Origin of the sequence: Roseinatronobacter sp. (assembly GCF_051859525.1) — a bacterium.
Taxonomy (GTDB): Bacteria; Pseudomonadota; Alphaproteobacteria; order Rhodobacterales; family Rhodobacteraceae; genus Roseinatronobacter.
Genome location: NZ_JBHYFM010000027.1, coordinates 1 through 16,362, shown reverse-complemented (window position 1 = coordinate 16,362; position 16,362 = coordinate 1). Strand labels below are relative to the sequence as shown.

General features: G+C 61.8%; 15 protein-coding genes. 6 read left to right on the top strand and 9 right to left on the bottom strand.

Going from position 1 to position 16,362, the window contains the following annotated elements; translation table 11 throughout:
• The first annotated feature begins 56 nt into the window (after window positions 1-56).
• Genes ACTIE1_RS14635 through ACTIE1_RS14625 form a run of 3 tightly spaced genes read left to right on the top strand, consistent with a single transcriptional unit; the run spans window position 57 to window position 2,790 of the window.
• A complete protein-coding gene (locus ACTIE1_RS14635; protein ID WP_439560445.1) occupies window positions 57-914 on the top strand; it encodes an ATPase in 858 nt (285 codons plus the stop codon).
• A gap of 27 nt (window positions 915-941) precedes the next feature.
• Window positions 942-1,859, top strand: a complete 918-nt coding sequence (gene metA / locus ACTIE1_RS14630; protein ID WP_439560446.1) for a homoserine O-acetyltransferase MetA — start codon at window positions 942-944, stop codon at window positions 1,857-1,859.
• Complete coding sequence (locus ACTIE1_RS14625) at window positions 1,834-2,790, top strand: alpha/beta fold hydrolase (RefSeq protein ID WP_439560447.1); 957 nt, start codon at window positions 1,834-1,836, stop codon at window positions 2,788-2,790. The genes metA and ACTIE1_RS14625 overlap by 26 nt, the downstream gene beginning before the upstream one ends.
• On the opposite strand, the gene ACTIE1_RS14620 is transcribed toward ACTIE1_RS14625, so the two are convergent.
• From ACTIE1_RS14620 to ACTIE1_RS14580, 9 genes are all read right to left on the bottom strand, one after another.
• On the bottom strand, window positions 2,783-3,562 hold the full coding sequence (locus ACTIE1_RS14620; protein ID WP_439560448.1) for a sulfite exporter TauE/SafE family protein: 780 nt from the start codon (window positions 3,560-3,562) through the stop codon (window positions 2,783-2,785). The genes ACTIE1_RS14625 and ACTIE1_RS14620 overlap by 8 nt on opposite strands.
• 6 nt (window positions 3,563-3,568) lie before the next feature.
• Window positions 3,569-5,017, bottom strand: a complete 1,449-nt coding sequence (gene guaB / locus ACTIE1_RS14615) for an IMP dehydrogenase (protein ID WP_439560449.1) — start codon at window positions 5,015-5,017, stop codon at window positions 3,569-3,571.
• A gap of 99 nt (window positions 5,018-5,116) precedes the next feature.
• On the bottom strand, window positions 5,117-6,109 hold the full coding sequence (locus ACTIE1_RS14610) for a tellurium resistance protein (protein ID WP_439560450.1): 993 nt from the start codon (window positions 6,107-6,109) through the stop codon (window positions 5,117-5,119).
• A gap of 10 nt (window positions 6,110-6,119) precedes the next feature.
• On the bottom strand, window positions 6,120-6,779 hold the full coding sequence (gene gph, locus ACTIE1_RS14605) for a phosphoglycolate phosphatase (RefSeq protein ID WP_439560451.1): 660 nt from the start codon (window positions 6,777-6,779) through the stop codon (window positions 6,120-6,122).
• Window positions 6,776-7,474 (bottom strand): ribulose-phosphate 3-epimerase, encoded by a 699-nt coding sequence (gene rpe / locus ACTIE1_RS14600; RefSeq protein WP_439560452.1) that lies wholly within the window; start codon window positions 7,472-7,474, stop codon window positions 6,776-6,778. The genes gph and rpe overlap by 4 nt, the downstream gene beginning before the upstream one ends.
• A gap of 162 nt (window positions 7,475-7,636) precedes the next feature.
• Entirely contained in the window at window positions 7,637-8,587 is a 951-nt protein-coding gene (gene lipA / locus ACTIE1_RS14595) for a lipoyl synthase (RefSeq protein WP_439560453.1), read from the bottom strand.
• Between the two features lie 103 nt (window positions 8,588-8,690).
• Window positions 8,691-9,626 (bottom strand): hydrogen peroxide-inducible genes activator, encoded by a 936-nt coding sequence (locus ACTIE1_RS14590; RefSeq protein ID WP_439560454.1) that lies wholly within the window; start codon window positions 9,624-9,626, stop codon window positions 8,691-8,693.
• 226 nt (window positions 9,627-9,852) lie between these two features.
• Entirely contained in the window at window positions 9,853-13,305 is a 3,453-nt protein-coding gene (gene mfd / locus ACTIE1_RS14585; RefSeq protein ID WP_439560455.1) for a transcription-repair coupling factor, read from the bottom strand.
• A gap of 58 nt (window positions 13,306-13,363) precedes the next feature.
• On the bottom strand, window positions 13,364-13,924 hold the full coding sequence (locus tag ACTIE1_RS14580) for a component of SufBCD complex (protein WP_439560456.1): 561 nt from the start codon (window positions 13,922-13,924) through the stop codon (window positions 13,364-13,366).
• A 208-nt stretch (window positions 13,925-14,132) separates the two neighbouring features.
• Here ACTIE1_RS14580 and gap point away from each other — a divergent pair, with 208 nt between their 5' ends.
• From gap to ACTIE1_RS14565, 3 genes are all read left to right on the top strand, one after another.
• Complete coding sequence (gene gap, locus ACTIE1_RS14575) at window positions 14,133-15,137, top strand: type I glyceraldehyde-3-phosphate dehydrogenase (RefSeq protein WP_439560457.1); 1,005 nt, start codon at window positions 14,133-14,135, stop codon at window positions 15,135-15,137.
• 121 nt (window positions 15,138-15,258) lie between these two features.
• Window positions 15,259-15,672 carry a rhodanese-like domain-containing protein gene (locus ACTIE1_RS14570; protein WP_439560458.1) on the top strand — a complete coding sequence of 138 codons (414 nt, stop codon included), beginning with the start codon at window positions 15,259-15,261 and terminating at the stop codon, window positions 15,670-15,672.
• Window positions 15,673-15,805: 133 nt separating this feature from the next.
• Window positions 15,806-16,362: type I glyceraldehyde-3-phosphate dehydrogenase (locus tag ACTIE1_RS14565; protein WP_439563460.1), on the top strand; the 557-nt coding region annotated here is incomplete at its 3' end.

The following is a 16,362-nucleotide window of genomic DNA, read 5'->3' as shown; positions in this document are numbered from 1 at the left end:
TGCGCGCGCCTGTGGCTAGGCAGTGTCACCATAGTGCGACCAAGGACCACCCGCCCATGCTGTACCCCAACGCCCGAAGCTGGCAAGATGCCACAGCCAAGCGTGTCATGCTGTTCGGCATGTCCGGCCTTGGCAAAACGCACCTGTCCAAACTGCTGCGCGATGCGGGCGACTGGTTCCACTACTCCGTCGACTACCGGATCGGCACGCGCTATATGGGCGAATTCATTGCCGATAATTTCAAACGCGAAGCGATGAAAGTGCCGCTGCTGCGTGAATTGCTGCTGTCGGACTCGGTCTATATCAGTTCCAACATCACCTTCGACAATCTGGCCCCCTTGTCCACCTATCTGGGCAAACCGGGCAACCCCGATCAAGGCGGGCTGCCCTTTGACGACTATATGACCCGTCAGGACCAGCACCGCGCCGCAGAAATCGCGGCCCTGTCGGACACGCCCCATTTCATTACCCGCGCGGGCGATCTGTATGGCTATGCAAATTTCATCTGCGACACGGGCGGATCGATTTGCGAGGTGATCGACCCGAATGACCCCAATGACCCGCTGATGGCGCACCTGACCCAACATGTGCTGCCGGTCTGGATAAAAGGGTCCGACGCGCATACATCAGAACTGATCCGCCGTTTTGACCGCGCGCCCAAACCCATGTATTACCAGCCCGATTTCCTGCACGATGCATGGGCCGCATATCAGGTTGAAACCAATTTGCCCGCAGACCGTATAAACCCTGACGCATTCGTGCGGTGGACCTATGCGCGCGCATTGGCCCATCGCGCCCCCCGCTACAGTGCAATGGCCCGAAACTGGGGCGTGACCATCACCGCCGAGGATGTGGCGGCCATTCGCACTGCATCTGACTTCACGGCCCTGATTGCCGGAAAACTGCCGAACTGACGACCGCCTGACCAAGGAACGCCGCCCATGCCCATCAAGCTGCCTGCCACACTGCCCGCCTTCGACGTGTTATCGCGCGAAGGGGTCATGGTGATGTCGGACACAGACGCCGCGCGGCAGGACATCCGGCCCCTGCGCATCGGGCTTTTGAACCTGATGCCCAAGAAAATCCAGACCGAAACCCAGTTCGCGCGGCTGATCGGGTCCACCCCCTTGCAGATCGAGCTGTCGCTGATCCGCATGTCCGAACATGAGACGAAGAACACCGCCGCCGAACATATGGCCGAATTCTACCGCCCCTTTCAGGATGTGAAGGATGAGCGCTTTGACGGGCTGATCATCACCGGCGCCCCGATCGAGCACCTGCCCTATGAGGACGTGACCTATTGGCAGGAACTGACCCAGATTTTGGACTGGACGCAAACCCATGTGCATAACACATTCGGTGTGTGCTGGGGGGGCATGGCCATGCTGTGGCATTTCCACGGCGTCAACAAACATATGCTGGACGCCAAGGCGTTCGGCTGTTTCCGGCACCGCAATCTGGCGCCGGCCTCGCCCTATTTGCGGGGGTTTTCGGATGATCTGCTGATCCCTGTCAGCCGCTGGACCGAATTGCGGCAGGAAGATATCGACGCCGTGGACGGGCTGGAGACGCTTATCGCCTCGGATCAGGCAGGCCCTTGCCTGATTCAGGATCCCGCGCATCGCGCGCTGATGATCTTTAACCATTTCGAATATGACAGCACCACGCTGAAGGACGAATACGACCGCGACATCGCGGCCGGAAAGCCCATAAATGTGCCCCAGAACTACTATCCCGATGACAATCCCGCGAAAACACCCCTCAATCGCTGGCGAAGCCACGCGCATCTTCTATATGGCAACTGGATAAACCAGATTTACCAGACGACACCGTATGACCTTGAAAATATCGGCCAGTAGATTTGCAGCACTTGTTCTGGGCGCGGGCCTAGTGACAGCCTGCGTCGGCATGGCGGAGGACCGGATGGCCCATGCCCAGACACAGCCCGAAGGGGCGTTTGTGACCCTGCCCGAGGGGCGCATTCATGCCGTGATCCGCGGTCAGGGGCCAGATCTGGTCATGATCCACGGGGCCAATGGAAATGCCCGCGATTTCAGTTTCGACCTGATTGACCGGATGGCCGCCGATTTTCGCGTCATTGCACTGGACAGGCCCGGTTTCGGGTTTTCCGATGATTTCGGCGGGCCGGACGGGCCGGTGGAACAGGCCGATATTCTGCGCGCGGCAGTTGCCGAACTGGATGTGACCCGCCCCATTGTGCTGGGCCATTCCTATGGCGGGGCTGTGGCGCTGGCTTGGGCGTTGCGCGCGGGCGATGACGTGGCGGGCCTTACCTTGCTGGCCCCCGCCTCGCATCCGTGGCCGGGTGATCTGGGGTTGTGGTATCGCATCAGCGCGTCTGCGTTGGGCCAGCACGTTGTGCTGCCGCTGGTGGCGCGCTTCGCCCCTGCATCTGCGGTGGACTCGACGCTGGACGGGGTATTTGCGCCCAATCCGGTGCCGGACGGGTATCTGGATCATCTGGGCCGCGACCTGACCCTGCGCGCGGAACAATTGGCGCTGAATGCCCAGCAGGTGAACGGCCTGAAACCCCATGTCGAAGCAATGGCCACCGGATATCCCGCACTCAACATCCCCATCGAGGTGGTGCACGGCACGGCTGATGAAACTGTGGGCATGTCCATCCATTCCGAACGGCTGGAACGCGAGGTCCCCTCGGTCAACCTGACACGGCTGGACGGCGTTGGCCATATGCCCCATCACGCCCGCCCCGACGCGGTTGCGAATGCCATTTTGCGCACCGCACAGCGCGCAGGGCTTGTCAGATAAGCAGCGCGTTCACGCCGTCCCAGACCAGCTTCAGGCCCACCAGCGTGATCATCACATACATCAGCGGATAAAACACCTCGGCCCGCATGCGCTTGACCACAGCCGCACCCAGCAATGTCGCAAGGACGGCAAGCGGCAGCATCACGGCTGCGGACACCAGTGTCACGCGGTCAAACTGGCCCAAGGCCGCATATGGGATCACCTTGATCGCATTCACCACGGCAAAGAAAATCACGCTTGTGCCGGTAAACACTTTCGGGTCCAGCCGCAGGGGCAGCACATAGACCTGAAAAGGCGGGCCGCCTGCATGCGCCACGAAACTGGTGAACCCCGCAACGCTGCCCCAGAACCCGCCACGCACATGCCCGTGCCCCTGTGCCGCCCCACCGGACCGCGCCAGCGCCATACGCGCGACAAACCCAAGGGCGACCACCCCCACGATCAACCGCACCAACGCTTCCGATGTGAAGGCCGCCGCCAGCCCGCCAATGGCAATGCCCAGCAAGGCACCGGGGAAAAGATGCACCAGCGTGGCACGGTCAAACCAGCCGCGCCATGTCCACAGGCTGACACCGTCCATCATCAGCAAGACCGGCAACAACAGCGCTGCCGCCTGAACCGGCGACATGACAAGCGCCAGTATCGGCACGCCCATCAATGCAAACGCGCCGCCCAGCCCGCCTTTTGACAGCCCGACCAGAAAGACGGCGACAATCGCCGCCGTCAATGTGGGCCAGTCCCCGAACAGGGTCGTCTGTTCCAGAAGCGTCATACGCGCCTAGCCAACCCTGTAATTCGGGCTTTCGCGGGTAATCTGCACGTCATGCACATGGCTTTCCTTCAATCCGGCATTGGTGATGCGGACAAACTGGCACTGGCCGCGCATATCGGCAACTGTGCCTTTGCCGGTATAGCCCATTGCCGCACGCAAACCGCCGACCATCTGGTGCAGCACCGCACCCACAGACCCCTTATAAGGAACCTGACCCTCGATCCCTTCGGGCACCAGTTTGTCGCTGGCAGCATCTTTCTGGAAATACCGGTCGGCAGAGCCGCGCGCCATTGCCCCAAGGCTGCCCATGCCACGGTAACTTTTGAAGCTGCGCCCCTGATACAGGATCACCTCGCCCGGTGCCTCATCCGTGCCTGCAATGGCACTGCCCACCATCGCGCAGCTTGCGCCTGCCGCAATCGCCTTGGCGAAATCGCCCGACATCTTGATGCCCCCATCCGCAATGATGGGCACATCACCCGCAGCGGCGGCGCAATCCATGATCGCGGTCAGTTGCGGCACGCCCACGCCCGCCACGACGCGCGTGGTGCATATGGACCCCGGACCAATGCCCACCTTCACGGCATCCGCGCCCGCATCGATCAGCGCGCGCGTGGCGTCCCCCGTGGCCACATTGCCCGCCACAACCTGCGCGGCCGGCGCTTGCGCCTTGATACGTTCCACCGCACGCGCCACCCCTTCGGAATGGCCATGCGCGGTGTCAATCACCACCAGATCGACGCCTGCATCAATCAGCGCCATCGACCGTTCAAACCCCGCATCACCCACGGTTGATGCCGCCGCCACACGCAACCGCCCCAGATCATCCTTGCAGGCCGTCGGGTTCAGCACCGCGCGGTCAATATCGCGCAAGGTCAGCAATCCGGTCAGGCGGCCCTTCGCATCCGTGACCAGCAATTTCTCGATCCGGCGCGCCTGCATCAGGCTGCGCGCTTCCTCGCGGTCGGCAGGTTCACGCAGGACGGCCAGATTATCGGCGGTCATCATCACCCGCACCGGTGTCTTGTCATCACTGGCAAAACGCATGTCGCGGTTGGTCACAATGCCCAGAACCCGACCGGAACTGTCCACCACCGGAAACCCCGTCACGCTGTAGCGCGCCTGCAATTCCTTGGCATCCGCCAGCGTCTGGTCTGGCGACAGGGTCACAGGATTATAGACAATGCCCGATTCAAAGCGTTTGACCCGACGCACCGCATCAGCCTGCGCATCGGTGTCCAGATTGCGGTGAATCACGCCCATCCCGCCGGCCTGCGCCATGGCAATGGCCATACGCGCTTCGGTCACTGTGTCCATAGCCGAGGACAGCAGCGGAATGTTCAGCCTGATGGATTTGGTAACAAAAGTTGTGGTATCTGCCTGCGTGGGCAGAACGCTTGATGCCGCTGGCACCAGAAGCACATCGTCGAAGGTAAGCGCCTCGCGAATCTCCATGACCGGCCTCCTTATGGGTGGATCGCTTGGCAGTTTCCTTTTTCACGTCTTGGCGGAAATGAAAACCCCTGTATCGGGGTTCTCTTGTCGGGCACAGGCTCAGGCTTCGGCGGCGTTGGTTTTCGCCGCCAGACTGCCGCCCGGCCACATTTTCAGCACCCTGTAGGCAATAACAGGCACAACGCATGTCGCCAGCGCCAGAATGACGCCCGCCCCCAGCCCCATAACACCCGTGCCCCCCGATACCAGTGTCAGCACAGTCGCAAACGCCGCCAAAGGAAAGGTGAACGCCCCCCATAGCGGCGAAAACCCCGCCACCGTCAACCAGCGCAGGCTTGCCATAAGGGCTGCGAAAATCACGATGGCCAGCACTGCAAACCCCTGTGCCACGCCGTGCAGCCCCGCGCCATGCGCCACAATGGCGAACAGACAGGCAGGCGCCAGATGAATGGCCAGCAACGGGCGCAGCGGCGCAGGCGGGATGCGCGTGACGATCTGGCGCAGGCTTATTCCCCAGATTATCGCGGCAGGCACAAGCATCACCCAGACCAGCGCGCGCGCAATATCGTGATGGCCCAACGCATTCGCCGCCACACCCCCGATGATAAAGCCCACAAAACTCAGATGGAACACAGGGGTCACAACGCGCCCCTCGGGCGGGCTTGTGCGCAGCACATGGACCAGCAAGGCAACCAGCCCCAGATGGACCACAAATGCGCATAATGCCAGCACTGTGGCCACCCGCGGCACCAAGGGCGCAAGGCTGGCGGCCAGCAGCATCAGCGACAGGCTGGCAGCGGCAAGCCCCGCCCGTCCGGGCAATACGCGCATATCCTCTACCAGCGCGGATGCACGCCGCAGGGGTTTTGCCACATAGGCCAGCAGCGCGAACACAAACAGCAGGGACACCGCCCCAAGGATCACCTCGCCAATGGCAGGCGACATGCCAAACAGCCCTGCCCCTGCGCGCCACGCCAGCCCAAGCCCGAACACCCCCATAATCGGCGCAAATATCGCAGGCGGGGTGCGCCGCCCGAAACCGGGCTTGGGCACATGTAATGGCGGCGGCATGGGGCGGCGGGGTTGGGTCATCTGCGGACCTTCAACCTGGCTGGAACAACTGGCCGGTCATCTGCCGGTAATCATCAAACCGGAAATGGTGGAACATCTGCTCCACCGGCGTTTTGCGATACCCTTGCGTATAAAGGCCAAAGCGCGCGCCTGCACGTTCAGCCGTTTCCGCGTCGGTTTCACTGTCACCGATATAGGCAATCTCGGCCAGCGTCAGGCCCAGACCGGACACCACCGCCAGCAGCGGCGCGGGGTCGGGCTTGGCCACCGCCAGACTGTCGCCACCAATGACCACATCAAACATGCTGTCCCAGCCCAGATGCGTCAGCACAGCCTGTGTGGGCCGCAACGGTTTGTTGGTGCACAGGCCCAAGCCCAGCCCCTTGCCGCGCAATTCCGCCAGCATTTCGGGCACATGGGGGTAAACCCGCGTGTGTTCATGCGCGCGTTCATAGAAATGCAGAAACCGCGCATGCAAATGCGCGGTCAGTGCGGGGTCATTGCCCCCTGTGACCGCGTGCTCCATACGCTCCACGAACACGCGGGCGCCCCGCCCCACAAAACTGCGCGATTGCTCAAAACTGACCTGCGGCAGCCCTGCGCCGTCCAGCACCAGATTGGCGGCGGCATGAATATCGGGCGCGCTGTCAATCAGCGTGCCATCAAGGTCGAAGACAACCGCGCGGATCACACCGCGACCCCTATGGCCGCTTCCGCAGCCGTGCGGATCGCGCGAATATTGTCCCCGTATGGCGCAGGGCTGTCCACCGATCCGCCCTTGAACACCGCAGAGCCCGCAACCAGCACATCCGCGCCCGCGCGCGCCATCACAGGTGCCGTGTCAGGCGTGATTCCGCCGTCAATTTCAATATGAACAGGCCGCGCCCCGATCATGGCACGCAAGCGCTGCACCTTGTCCGTCATATCGATGAATTTCTGCCCGCCAAAACCGGGATTGACCGTCATCACACAGACAAGATCAATCATATCCAGCAGGTTTTCCACCCCGTCCAGCCCGGTGCCGGGGTTCAGGGCCAGACCCGCCTTCGCACCACTGGCGCGGATGGCTTGCAAGGTGCGGTGGATATGCGGCCCCGCTTCCATATGCGCCGTGATGAAATCCGCACCCGCCTTTGCGAACCCCTCGATATAGGGGTCAACCGGCGCGATCATCAGATGCACATCCATAACGCCGCGAATATGGGGGCGGATGGCAGCGCAGGTGGCCGGACCGAAGGTAATATTGGGCACAAAATGCCCGTCCATCACATCCACATGTACCCAATCCGCGCCCTGATCTTCCACCGCGCGGCATTCGGCCCCGAAATTGGCGAAATCAGCGGCCAGAATGGACGGCGCAATCTTGATGGCGCGTGAAAATGTCATGATGCAGCACTCCTGAGTCGGCTCGTTGGCCCGTTCATAGCGCCCCATCGGGACAAATGCACCCCTTCACATCCGCCGTGGCAGGCGCAGCTTCGGGTTTCATCTTGCCACAAATACTCTCTGCCGAAGGCATGGACCATAACGGCACCGCAAAACAGCAGTTTACGCGCCCGCAAGCCTTGCCAGCCGCGCATCGCGCAGGCGCGCGAAATCATCGCCCGCGTGATAGCTGGAGCGCGTCAGCGGCGTGGCCGACACCATCAGGAACCCTTTGCCAAAGGCGGCCTTCTCATAGGATTTGAATTCATCCGGCGTCACGAAACGGTCCACGCGGTGGTGGCGCGGGGTCGGTTGCAGATACTGGCCAATGGTAATGAAATCCACATCCGCCGCGCGCATGTCATCCATGACCTGCAACACGCCCTGCCTGTCTTCGCCCAAGCCCACCATGATGCCCGATTTGGTGAACATCGACGGGTCCAGTTCCTTCACGCGCTGCAACAGGCGCAGGCTGTGGAAATAGCGCGCGCCGGGGCGCACTTCGGGATACAGGCCCGGCACGGTTTCCAGATTGTGGTTGAACACATCAGGGCGCGCGGCGACCACGGTTTCCAGCACCGAGGGCGCGCATTTCAGGAAATCCGGCGTCAGGATTTCAATGGTTGTGTCCGGGCTGCGGTGACGCACGGCGCGAATCGTCTGGGCGAAATGCTCCGCCCCGCCATCGTCCAGATCATCGCGGTCCACCGATGTGATGACCACATGTTTCAGGCCCAATTTGTCAACCGCATGGGCCACACGGCCCGGTTCAAACGCATCCAATGTGTCGGGGCGGCCGGTGGCCACATTGCAAAATGTGCAGCCGCGCGTGCAGATCTCGCCCATGATCATCATGGTGGCGTGGCCTTGCGACCAGCATTCGCCCACATTCGGGCAACCGGCTTCTTCGCACACAGTGGTCAGCTTGTGTTCGCGCATGATTTTATGCGTTTCGGCATAGCCCTTGCCACCGGGGGCCTTGACGCGAATCCAGTCGGGTTTCTTGGGTTGGGCCTGCACCGCGCGGTGGGCTTTTTCCGGGTGGCGCTGGTCAGGCAATTTCAAATCGCGCAAGGCTTCCCCTCCTCTGGACGCTGCCAGCTTCCATCTAGCCCGAATTCAGGGCAAAAACAACGCCAACCGTTCAAGCCCGCCATGCATTGGCTGCATGGCCGCTTCACACTGGCGCACAACGCAGCCGCGCCGCCGCAATCAACTCCTGCCCCGCATGGCACAGATGCGCGCCCAGATCGTCGAACCATGCCCCCCCGTCCGATGAGGCACGGCGCAACAGCGCGATTTGCCGGAAGGGTTCGGGCTGGCCAAAGCGTTGCAGCACAATTCCCTGCCCGCCCGCCGCTTCGGCACGCACCGCAAGTTCGGGCAGCAATGTCAGCCCGAACCCCTGCGCCACCAGCCCGCAAAGCGTGGACAGCGTGGACGCCCCCAGATCAAGCCGCGTCTGGCGCCGGTCGATCGCGCAAAAGGCCAGCGCCTGATCGGCCAGACAATGGCCATCATCCAGCAACAACAGATGATCGGGGTTCAGCGTGGTCGGGTCCAGCGCGCGCCGCCCCTGTTCCAGAACGCCAATGCGCCCTTCGGACCCTGCCAGCACAAAACGGTCCTGAAACAGCGGCGCAATGACCAGATCGGGCGCGGGCGCTGGATCGGCCAGAACCACCGCGTCCAGCCGCCCTTCGCGCAGCCCCGACAGCAGGTCGGCGGTCTGCGCCTCGCGCAGGCGCAGGTCGCGGGTTATGTCACCGGCGCGCAACCGCGCCAGCGTTCCGGGCAGCAGATAAGGCGCAATCGTGGGAATCATGCCCAGCGTCAGCGCCGCCTGCAACCCCTGCCGCCGCGCCGAGGTTTCAAGTTCCATCGCTTCCGACAAAATGCGGTCGGCCCGCGCCAGCACCTCGCGGCCTGCGCGCGTCAGGCGCACATCGCGCGGCAGGCGTTCCACCAGCGCCACGCCCAGCACACCTTCCAGTTCCTTGATCTGCATCGACAGGGCGGGTTGCGTGACATTGGCCAGTTCCGCCGCGCGCCCGAAATTGCGGGCCTGTGCCAGCGCACGGAAATAGGCAAGCTGTTTCAGGGTAACTTTCATAAGGCAGTCTTATCAAAAATGATGGATGATTGCCAAGTGCCCTGATTGCCCCCCCCTCATTGCGCCATACCGCCGTCATGGCAGCGGGACGCGCAGCGCGGGGTAAGTCCAGCCTATCTCAGCGTTGCGGCTATGGATATAGCCCGCGCCCTTTGTTCCGCGCCTTGGACACTTCTATCCCCCCCATAGGCCAACACCGCCCGACCGCAGGTTCCGACAACACGCCTCAGCCCTTGGCATCCGCCTTCACCGCCAGATCACGCGCAATCGCGAAGGCACCGCGCACACGCTCTTTCTCGGTGCTCCAGTCGCGGCGCACGACGATCTTGTTGTCACGCACTTTTGCCAGACCCTGCTGGTCGGTCACAAATTCCACTAGCCCCGCAGGGTTTGCGAATTTGTCGTTATGGAACTGGATCGTCGCGCCCTTCGGTCCTGCATCCAGCTTCGCAATGCCTGCGCGTTTGCATTCGGCCTTGATGCGCATGACCACCAGAAGGGTGTTCACCTCTCTCGGCAGTTTGCCAAAACGGTCGATAAGTTCGGCAGCGAATCCTTCCAGCTCGACTTTGTTTGTCAGCCCCGACAAGCGCCGGTACAGGCTAAGGCGCACATCAAGGTCGGGGACATAGTCCTCTGGTATCAGCACCGGCACGCCCAGATTGATTTGCGGCGCCCATTGCCCGTCCAGATCAGAGACATCCGCAATCTCGCCGGACCGGATCTTGGCAATCGTGTCCTCCAGCATTTGCTGGTATAATTCATAGCCGACCTCATTGATATGGCCGGACTGTTCCTCGCCCAGAATATTGCCTGCGCCACGCAGGTCCATGTCATGGCTGGCAAGGTTGAACCCCGCCCCAAGACTGTCCAGACTGGCCAGCAGGCGCAGGCGTTTTTGCGCCTGCGGGGTCAATGGCGCGCGCGGCTTTGTGGTCAGGAAACAATAGGCGCGCGTTTTGGCCCGCCCGACACGTCCGCGTATCTGATACAGTTGCGACAACCCGAACATATCGGCGCGGTGCACGATCATCGTGTTGGCGCGCGGAATATCAAGGCCGGACTCAACAATACTGGTCGCGACCAGAACATCATATTTGCCATCATAAAAGGCATTCATCCGCTCGTCCAGCTCGCCCGCGGCCATCTGGCCATTGGCGGTGACATAGCTGATTTCCGGCACCTGAGTGCGCAGGAAATCTTCAACTTCCGGCAGGTCGGAAATACGCGGCACCACGAAAAACGACTGCCCCCCGCGATAATGTTCGCGCAACAACGCCTCGCGCAGGGTCACAGTGTCGAATTCGCTGACATAGGTGCGGATGGCCAGCCGGTCCACAGGCGGGGTCTGGATGATGGACAGATCGCGCACTCCTGTCAGCGACAGTTGCAGCGTGCGCGGAATGGGCGTGGCCGTCAGTGTCAACACATGGATATCGCTGCGCAAATCCTTCAGGCGTTCCTTGTGGGTCACACCGAAATGCTGTTCCTCGTCAATCACCAACAGGCCCAGATTGGCGAATTTCACGCCCTTGGCCAGCAGCGCATGGGTGCCGATGCAAATATCCACACTGCCCTTGGCCAGCCCCTCGCGGGTGGCATTGGCATCTTTGGCACTGACGAATCGCGACAGGGGCCGCACATTGATGGGAAAGCCGCGAAACCGGTCCGCGAAGGTCTTGTAATGCTGGCGTGCCAGCAACGTGGTGGGCGCAATGACGACAACCTGCACACCGGACATGGCCGCGATGAAGGCCGCGCGCATGGCGACTTCGGTCTTGCCGAACCCCACATCGCCCACCACCAGCCGGTCCATGGGACGGCCGGAGTCGAAATCATCAATCACATCTTCGATGGCGCGCAACTGGTCATCCGTCTCGGCATAGGGGAAGCGGGCCAGAAATTCGTCCCACATGCCATCAGGCGCGCTGAACTGGGGGGCTTTGCGCAACTGGCGTTCGGCTGCAATACGGATCAGCTTGTCTGCAATTTCGCGGATGCGCTGCTTCAGCCGCGCCTTCTTGGCCTGCCATGCGCCCCCGCCCAGCCGGTCCAGCAGCCCTTCTTCATGGCCATAGCGCGACAGCAGTTCGATATTTTCCACCGGCAGGAACAGACGGTCCCCGCCCGCATATTCCAGCGCGATGCATTCATGCGGCGCCCCCATCGCGCTGATGGTTTCCAGCCCCGTATAGCGCCCCACGCCATGATCGACATGCACAACCAGATCACCGGGCGACAGGCTTTGCGCCTCGGTCAGGAAATTCTCGGCGCGCTTGCGCCGTTTGGCACGCCCGACCAGACGGTCGCCCAATACATCCTGTTCGGAAATCACCGTCAGACCCGGCGCTTCAAACCCTGCATCCAGCGGCCAGACGGTCAGAAACAGCCGCCCGCCCCCCGATGCAGCGCCCATATCGCGCGCTGTCGCAATATTCTGCGCACGCCCCGCGCCATGATCTTCCAGCAGCCCCGACAACCGTTCGCGCGCGCCATCCGAATGGCTGGCGATCACCACATCGCCATGCGCGCGCCGGTCATTGATATGGGCGGCCAGCGCATCGAACACATTGGCTTCCGCCTGCCGTTCGGGGGCAAAACTGCGCCCCATCCGCCCGCCTGCATCCAGAACGCCCGGCCCCGGTGCGGTCTTTGTCGGTTGCAACTGGATGACCCGCCTGCCCGACACGGCCTGCACCCATGCCGTTTCATTCAGATACAACTGCTCGGGCGGGCAAGGCTTGTAGATTGTGTCCAAACGCTTGCGGTCTGCCATCGCCTCTCGGCGGGCATCATACTGGTCGGCAATACCGTCCCAGCGCGTAATGCGTGCGGCTTCGATCTGGTCATCCAGCAGGACCGATGCGCCTTGCAGGTAGTCAAACAGCGTTTCCATACGGGCATGAAAGAACGGCAGCCAATGCTCCATCCCCTGATGTTTGCGCCCCGCGCTGACGGCTTCATACAGCGGGTCATCACTGCCCGCGGCACCAAATTCTATGCGATAATTCTGCCGGAACCGCGTGATTGCCGCCTCATCCAGAATAATCTCGGACACTGGCGCAAATTCCACCACATCCAGCTTTTCCAGACTGCGCTGGGTCGCGGGGTCGAACCGGCGCGCCCCCTCCAGCACATCGCCGAACATGTCCAGCCGCACGGGGCCAAGCTCGCCGGGGGGGTAGATGTCGATAATGCCGCCGCGAATGGCATAATCCCCCGGTTCGGTGACCGTAGGGGCCTGCGTGAACCCCATACGCACCAGCCAGCCCCGCAACGCCCCCTCGTCAATGCGCCGTCCGACCTGCGCCACGAAGGACGCGCCCGCCACGATATCGCGCGCAGGCACGGCCTGCATGGCCGCCGACAGCGTGCTTAACACCACAAAAGGGCCAGGCACGCCATGCGCCAGCGCCGCCAGCGTGGCCATCCGCGCGCTGGACACATCGGCATTGGGCGACACGCGGTCATAAGGCAGGCAATCCCATGCCGGAAAGCGCAAAACAGTGATTTCCGGCGCAAAGAACGCCAGGGCGCGGGCCATTGCCTCGGCGCGTTTGTCATCGCGGGCAACATGCAGCAGGGGCGCGCCGGTTTTCTCCAGCTCGCGTGCCAGCAACAGCGCATCAAACCCTTCGGGTGCGCCGCCCAGTATGATCTGCGAATAGGTCTGTGTCATCGCGCCTGACCTACCCCGCGCTGATCCGGTGTCAATGCCTGAAATCCGCCCATTGCCCCTATATCGACAACACCGAGGCCGTCATCACACGCATCATGCCCCAGATCGCTGTCATGAAGATGATGACAACGCCCAGCAACTGCACCCACAGCCGGTGGCGCAACAGCACCTGAATCAGTTTTTCCGCGTGCATCCCCTCGCGTTCGATCCGGAACGCAAGGCGCAGCGCCATCAACCGCGTTATGGTCAACGGCAAAAGCAGCAGGAACAGGGCTTGCGCCATTTCCAGCCCGTAGACAAAGGCCAGCACAAAAATCAGCGACAGCACCGCCGCCACAAAGCCCATGATCCAATGCCCGACATGGCGCACCATGGCCAGCATGCGCCGCACATGAATTTCAACCAGCGCCTGCATATCCGCCAGCGGTTGCCCGCCTTTCCTGCGCGCCTGAACAATCAGGTCATAGGACACGCCCAGCACCGTATGGGTGACCGCCGACCAGAACAACGCAACGACAATCCAGAACCAGACCGAGGAAAAGGACCGCATATCGATCAGACTCAAGATATTGTCGAGAAGGGCCAAACCTGTCTGCTCCTGCATGGCGGTGTTACACATGCGGGGCCATGCCCGCCCTACTTCTTGCAACGGCAGGGCACGCGGCGCAAGGGGCGCAGGCGGCCGCATGGCGCCTATTTGCGCAGACACGTTAGCCCTATCATTGCAAGATTGCGCTAACGTGCCCGTTTCAAACGGGTTTTGACCCTTTTTTCGCCCTGATCGGCTGGCTATACCCAAGAATAGTAGCACAGCGCGGAGAATGGGCATGACAATCACCATCGGAATCAACGGATTCGGGCGCATCGGGCGGTGCACATTGGCACATATCGCCGAAAGCGCGCGCAACGATGTCGAAGTGGTCAAGATCAACGCCACTGGCCCGATCGAGACCAATGCCCATCTGCTGAAATACGATTCCGTCCATGGCCGTTTCCCCGGAACCATCCGGGTGGATGGGGACAAACTGGATCTGGGGCGCGGGCCGATCAAGGTCATGTCCACATACAACCCCGAAGAACTGGACTGGGACGGCGTTGACGTCGTGCTGGAATGCACCGGCAAGTTCAATGACCGTGACAAGGCTGCGGTCCACCTGACGCGCGGGGCGTCGCGCGTTCTGGTATCCGCCCCCGCCAAGAATGCCGACGCCACCATCGTCTATGGCGTCAACCACCGCAGCCTGCGCGCCGACCAGCTGGTGGTGTCCAACGGGTCTTGCACGACGAATTGTCTGGCCCCGCTGGCCAAGGTGCTGAATGACACGATCGGCATTGAATCCGGTGTTATGACAACTGTGCACAGCTATACGGGCGACCAGCCGACACTGGACCGCCGCCACAAGGACCTGTACCGCGCACGCGCCGCGGCCATGGCCATGATCCCCACATCCACCGGCGCCGCCAAGGCGCTGGGCGAGGTGCTGCCGGAACTGGCGGGCAAACTGGACGGGACCGCGCTGCGCGTGCCCACGCCCAATGTCAGCGCGGTGGATCTGACCTTCTATGCGGGGCGGGACGTCACTGCGGACGAAGTCAACGCCATCATGCGCGAGGCTGCAAACGGACCCATGGGGGCCGTGCTGGCCTATGATCCAGAACCGAAAGTGTCCATCGATTTCAACCATACGCCGCATTCCTCGATCTTCGCGCCCGACCAGACCAAGGTTGTGGGGCGTCGTATGGTGCGCGTTCTGGCGTGGTATGACAATGAATGGGGGTTTTCGTGCCGTATGGCCGATGTGGCCGGCGCAATGGGGCGGCTGATCCACTAGCGCATCACAAGACACGACCAAAAGCCCGCCAATTGGCGGGTTTTTTCATGCGACGCCCTGTCATATTCTATCTTGCACGACCCGCTGATACATATTCAAAAAATCATAAAGGTTGTTGCGAATGCGCTTTCTTGCCCCGATCCTTCTTGCCCTGTCCTGCCTGACCACACCCGCCACCGCAGGCCAGGTGTTCACGGCCCAACCTTCTGCGCAGCAATTACAGGACGCGCCGGTGGTGCTGGTCGATATACGCCAACCGCATGAATGGGTCGAAACCGGTGTTCTGCCCAATGCGGTCTTGCTGCCATTTGACACCCCTGATGCGTTTCTAGCCGCCTTGCGCCCGCATCTACAATCCGGCCAACCGGTCGCGCTGATCTGCCGGACGGGAAACCGCACCAGCCGCGCGGCGCGCATTCTGGCACAACAACTGGACGTGCCTGTCATTGACGTGCAGGGCGGCATGTTCGGCCTTATGGCTGCGGGCTACACGCCCGAACGCCCCACCCGCGCGCAGGGCTGCACCATCTGCTAACGGACACGACAGGACCAAGGCCCCGTCACCACGCGGCATGTTATTCCGCTTGCCGCTTGATTTTCCTGTGCCGATCATGTTAGCGCAATCACAGGATTTCAAACCACAGTTCAAATATGGGGAATAAGGGCCGATGACCACACGTCTTGCCATTAACGGGTTTGGCCGTATCGGGCGGCTGGTGCTGCGCGCCTTGGTCGAGCAGAACCGCGATGATCTGGAAATCGTTGCCATCAACGATCTTGGTCCGGTTGAAAACAGCGCGCATCTGCTGCGCTTTGATTCCGTGCATGGCCGGTTCCCGACCGAAGTCACCGTTGACGGGGATTGCATCGATGTCGGGCGCGGTCCCATCAAGGTGACTGCCGAACGTGATCCCGCAAACCTGCCTTGGGACGATATTGACATTGTTCTGGAATGCACCGGCATTTTCACCGACGCGGAAAAGGCCAGGGTGCATCTGGGGCGCGCGGGCAAGGTTCTGGTCTCGGCCCCGTCCGGCGGCGCGGACAAAACCATTGTTTACGGCGTGAACCATGACCAGTTGACCGCAGCCGACCGCATCGTCTCGAACGGGTCGTGCACCACCAACTGCCTTAGCCCTGTGGTCAAGGTCTTGCACGACACAATCGGCATTACGCGCGGTTTCATGACCACCATCCACAGCTATACGGGCGACCAGCCCACGCT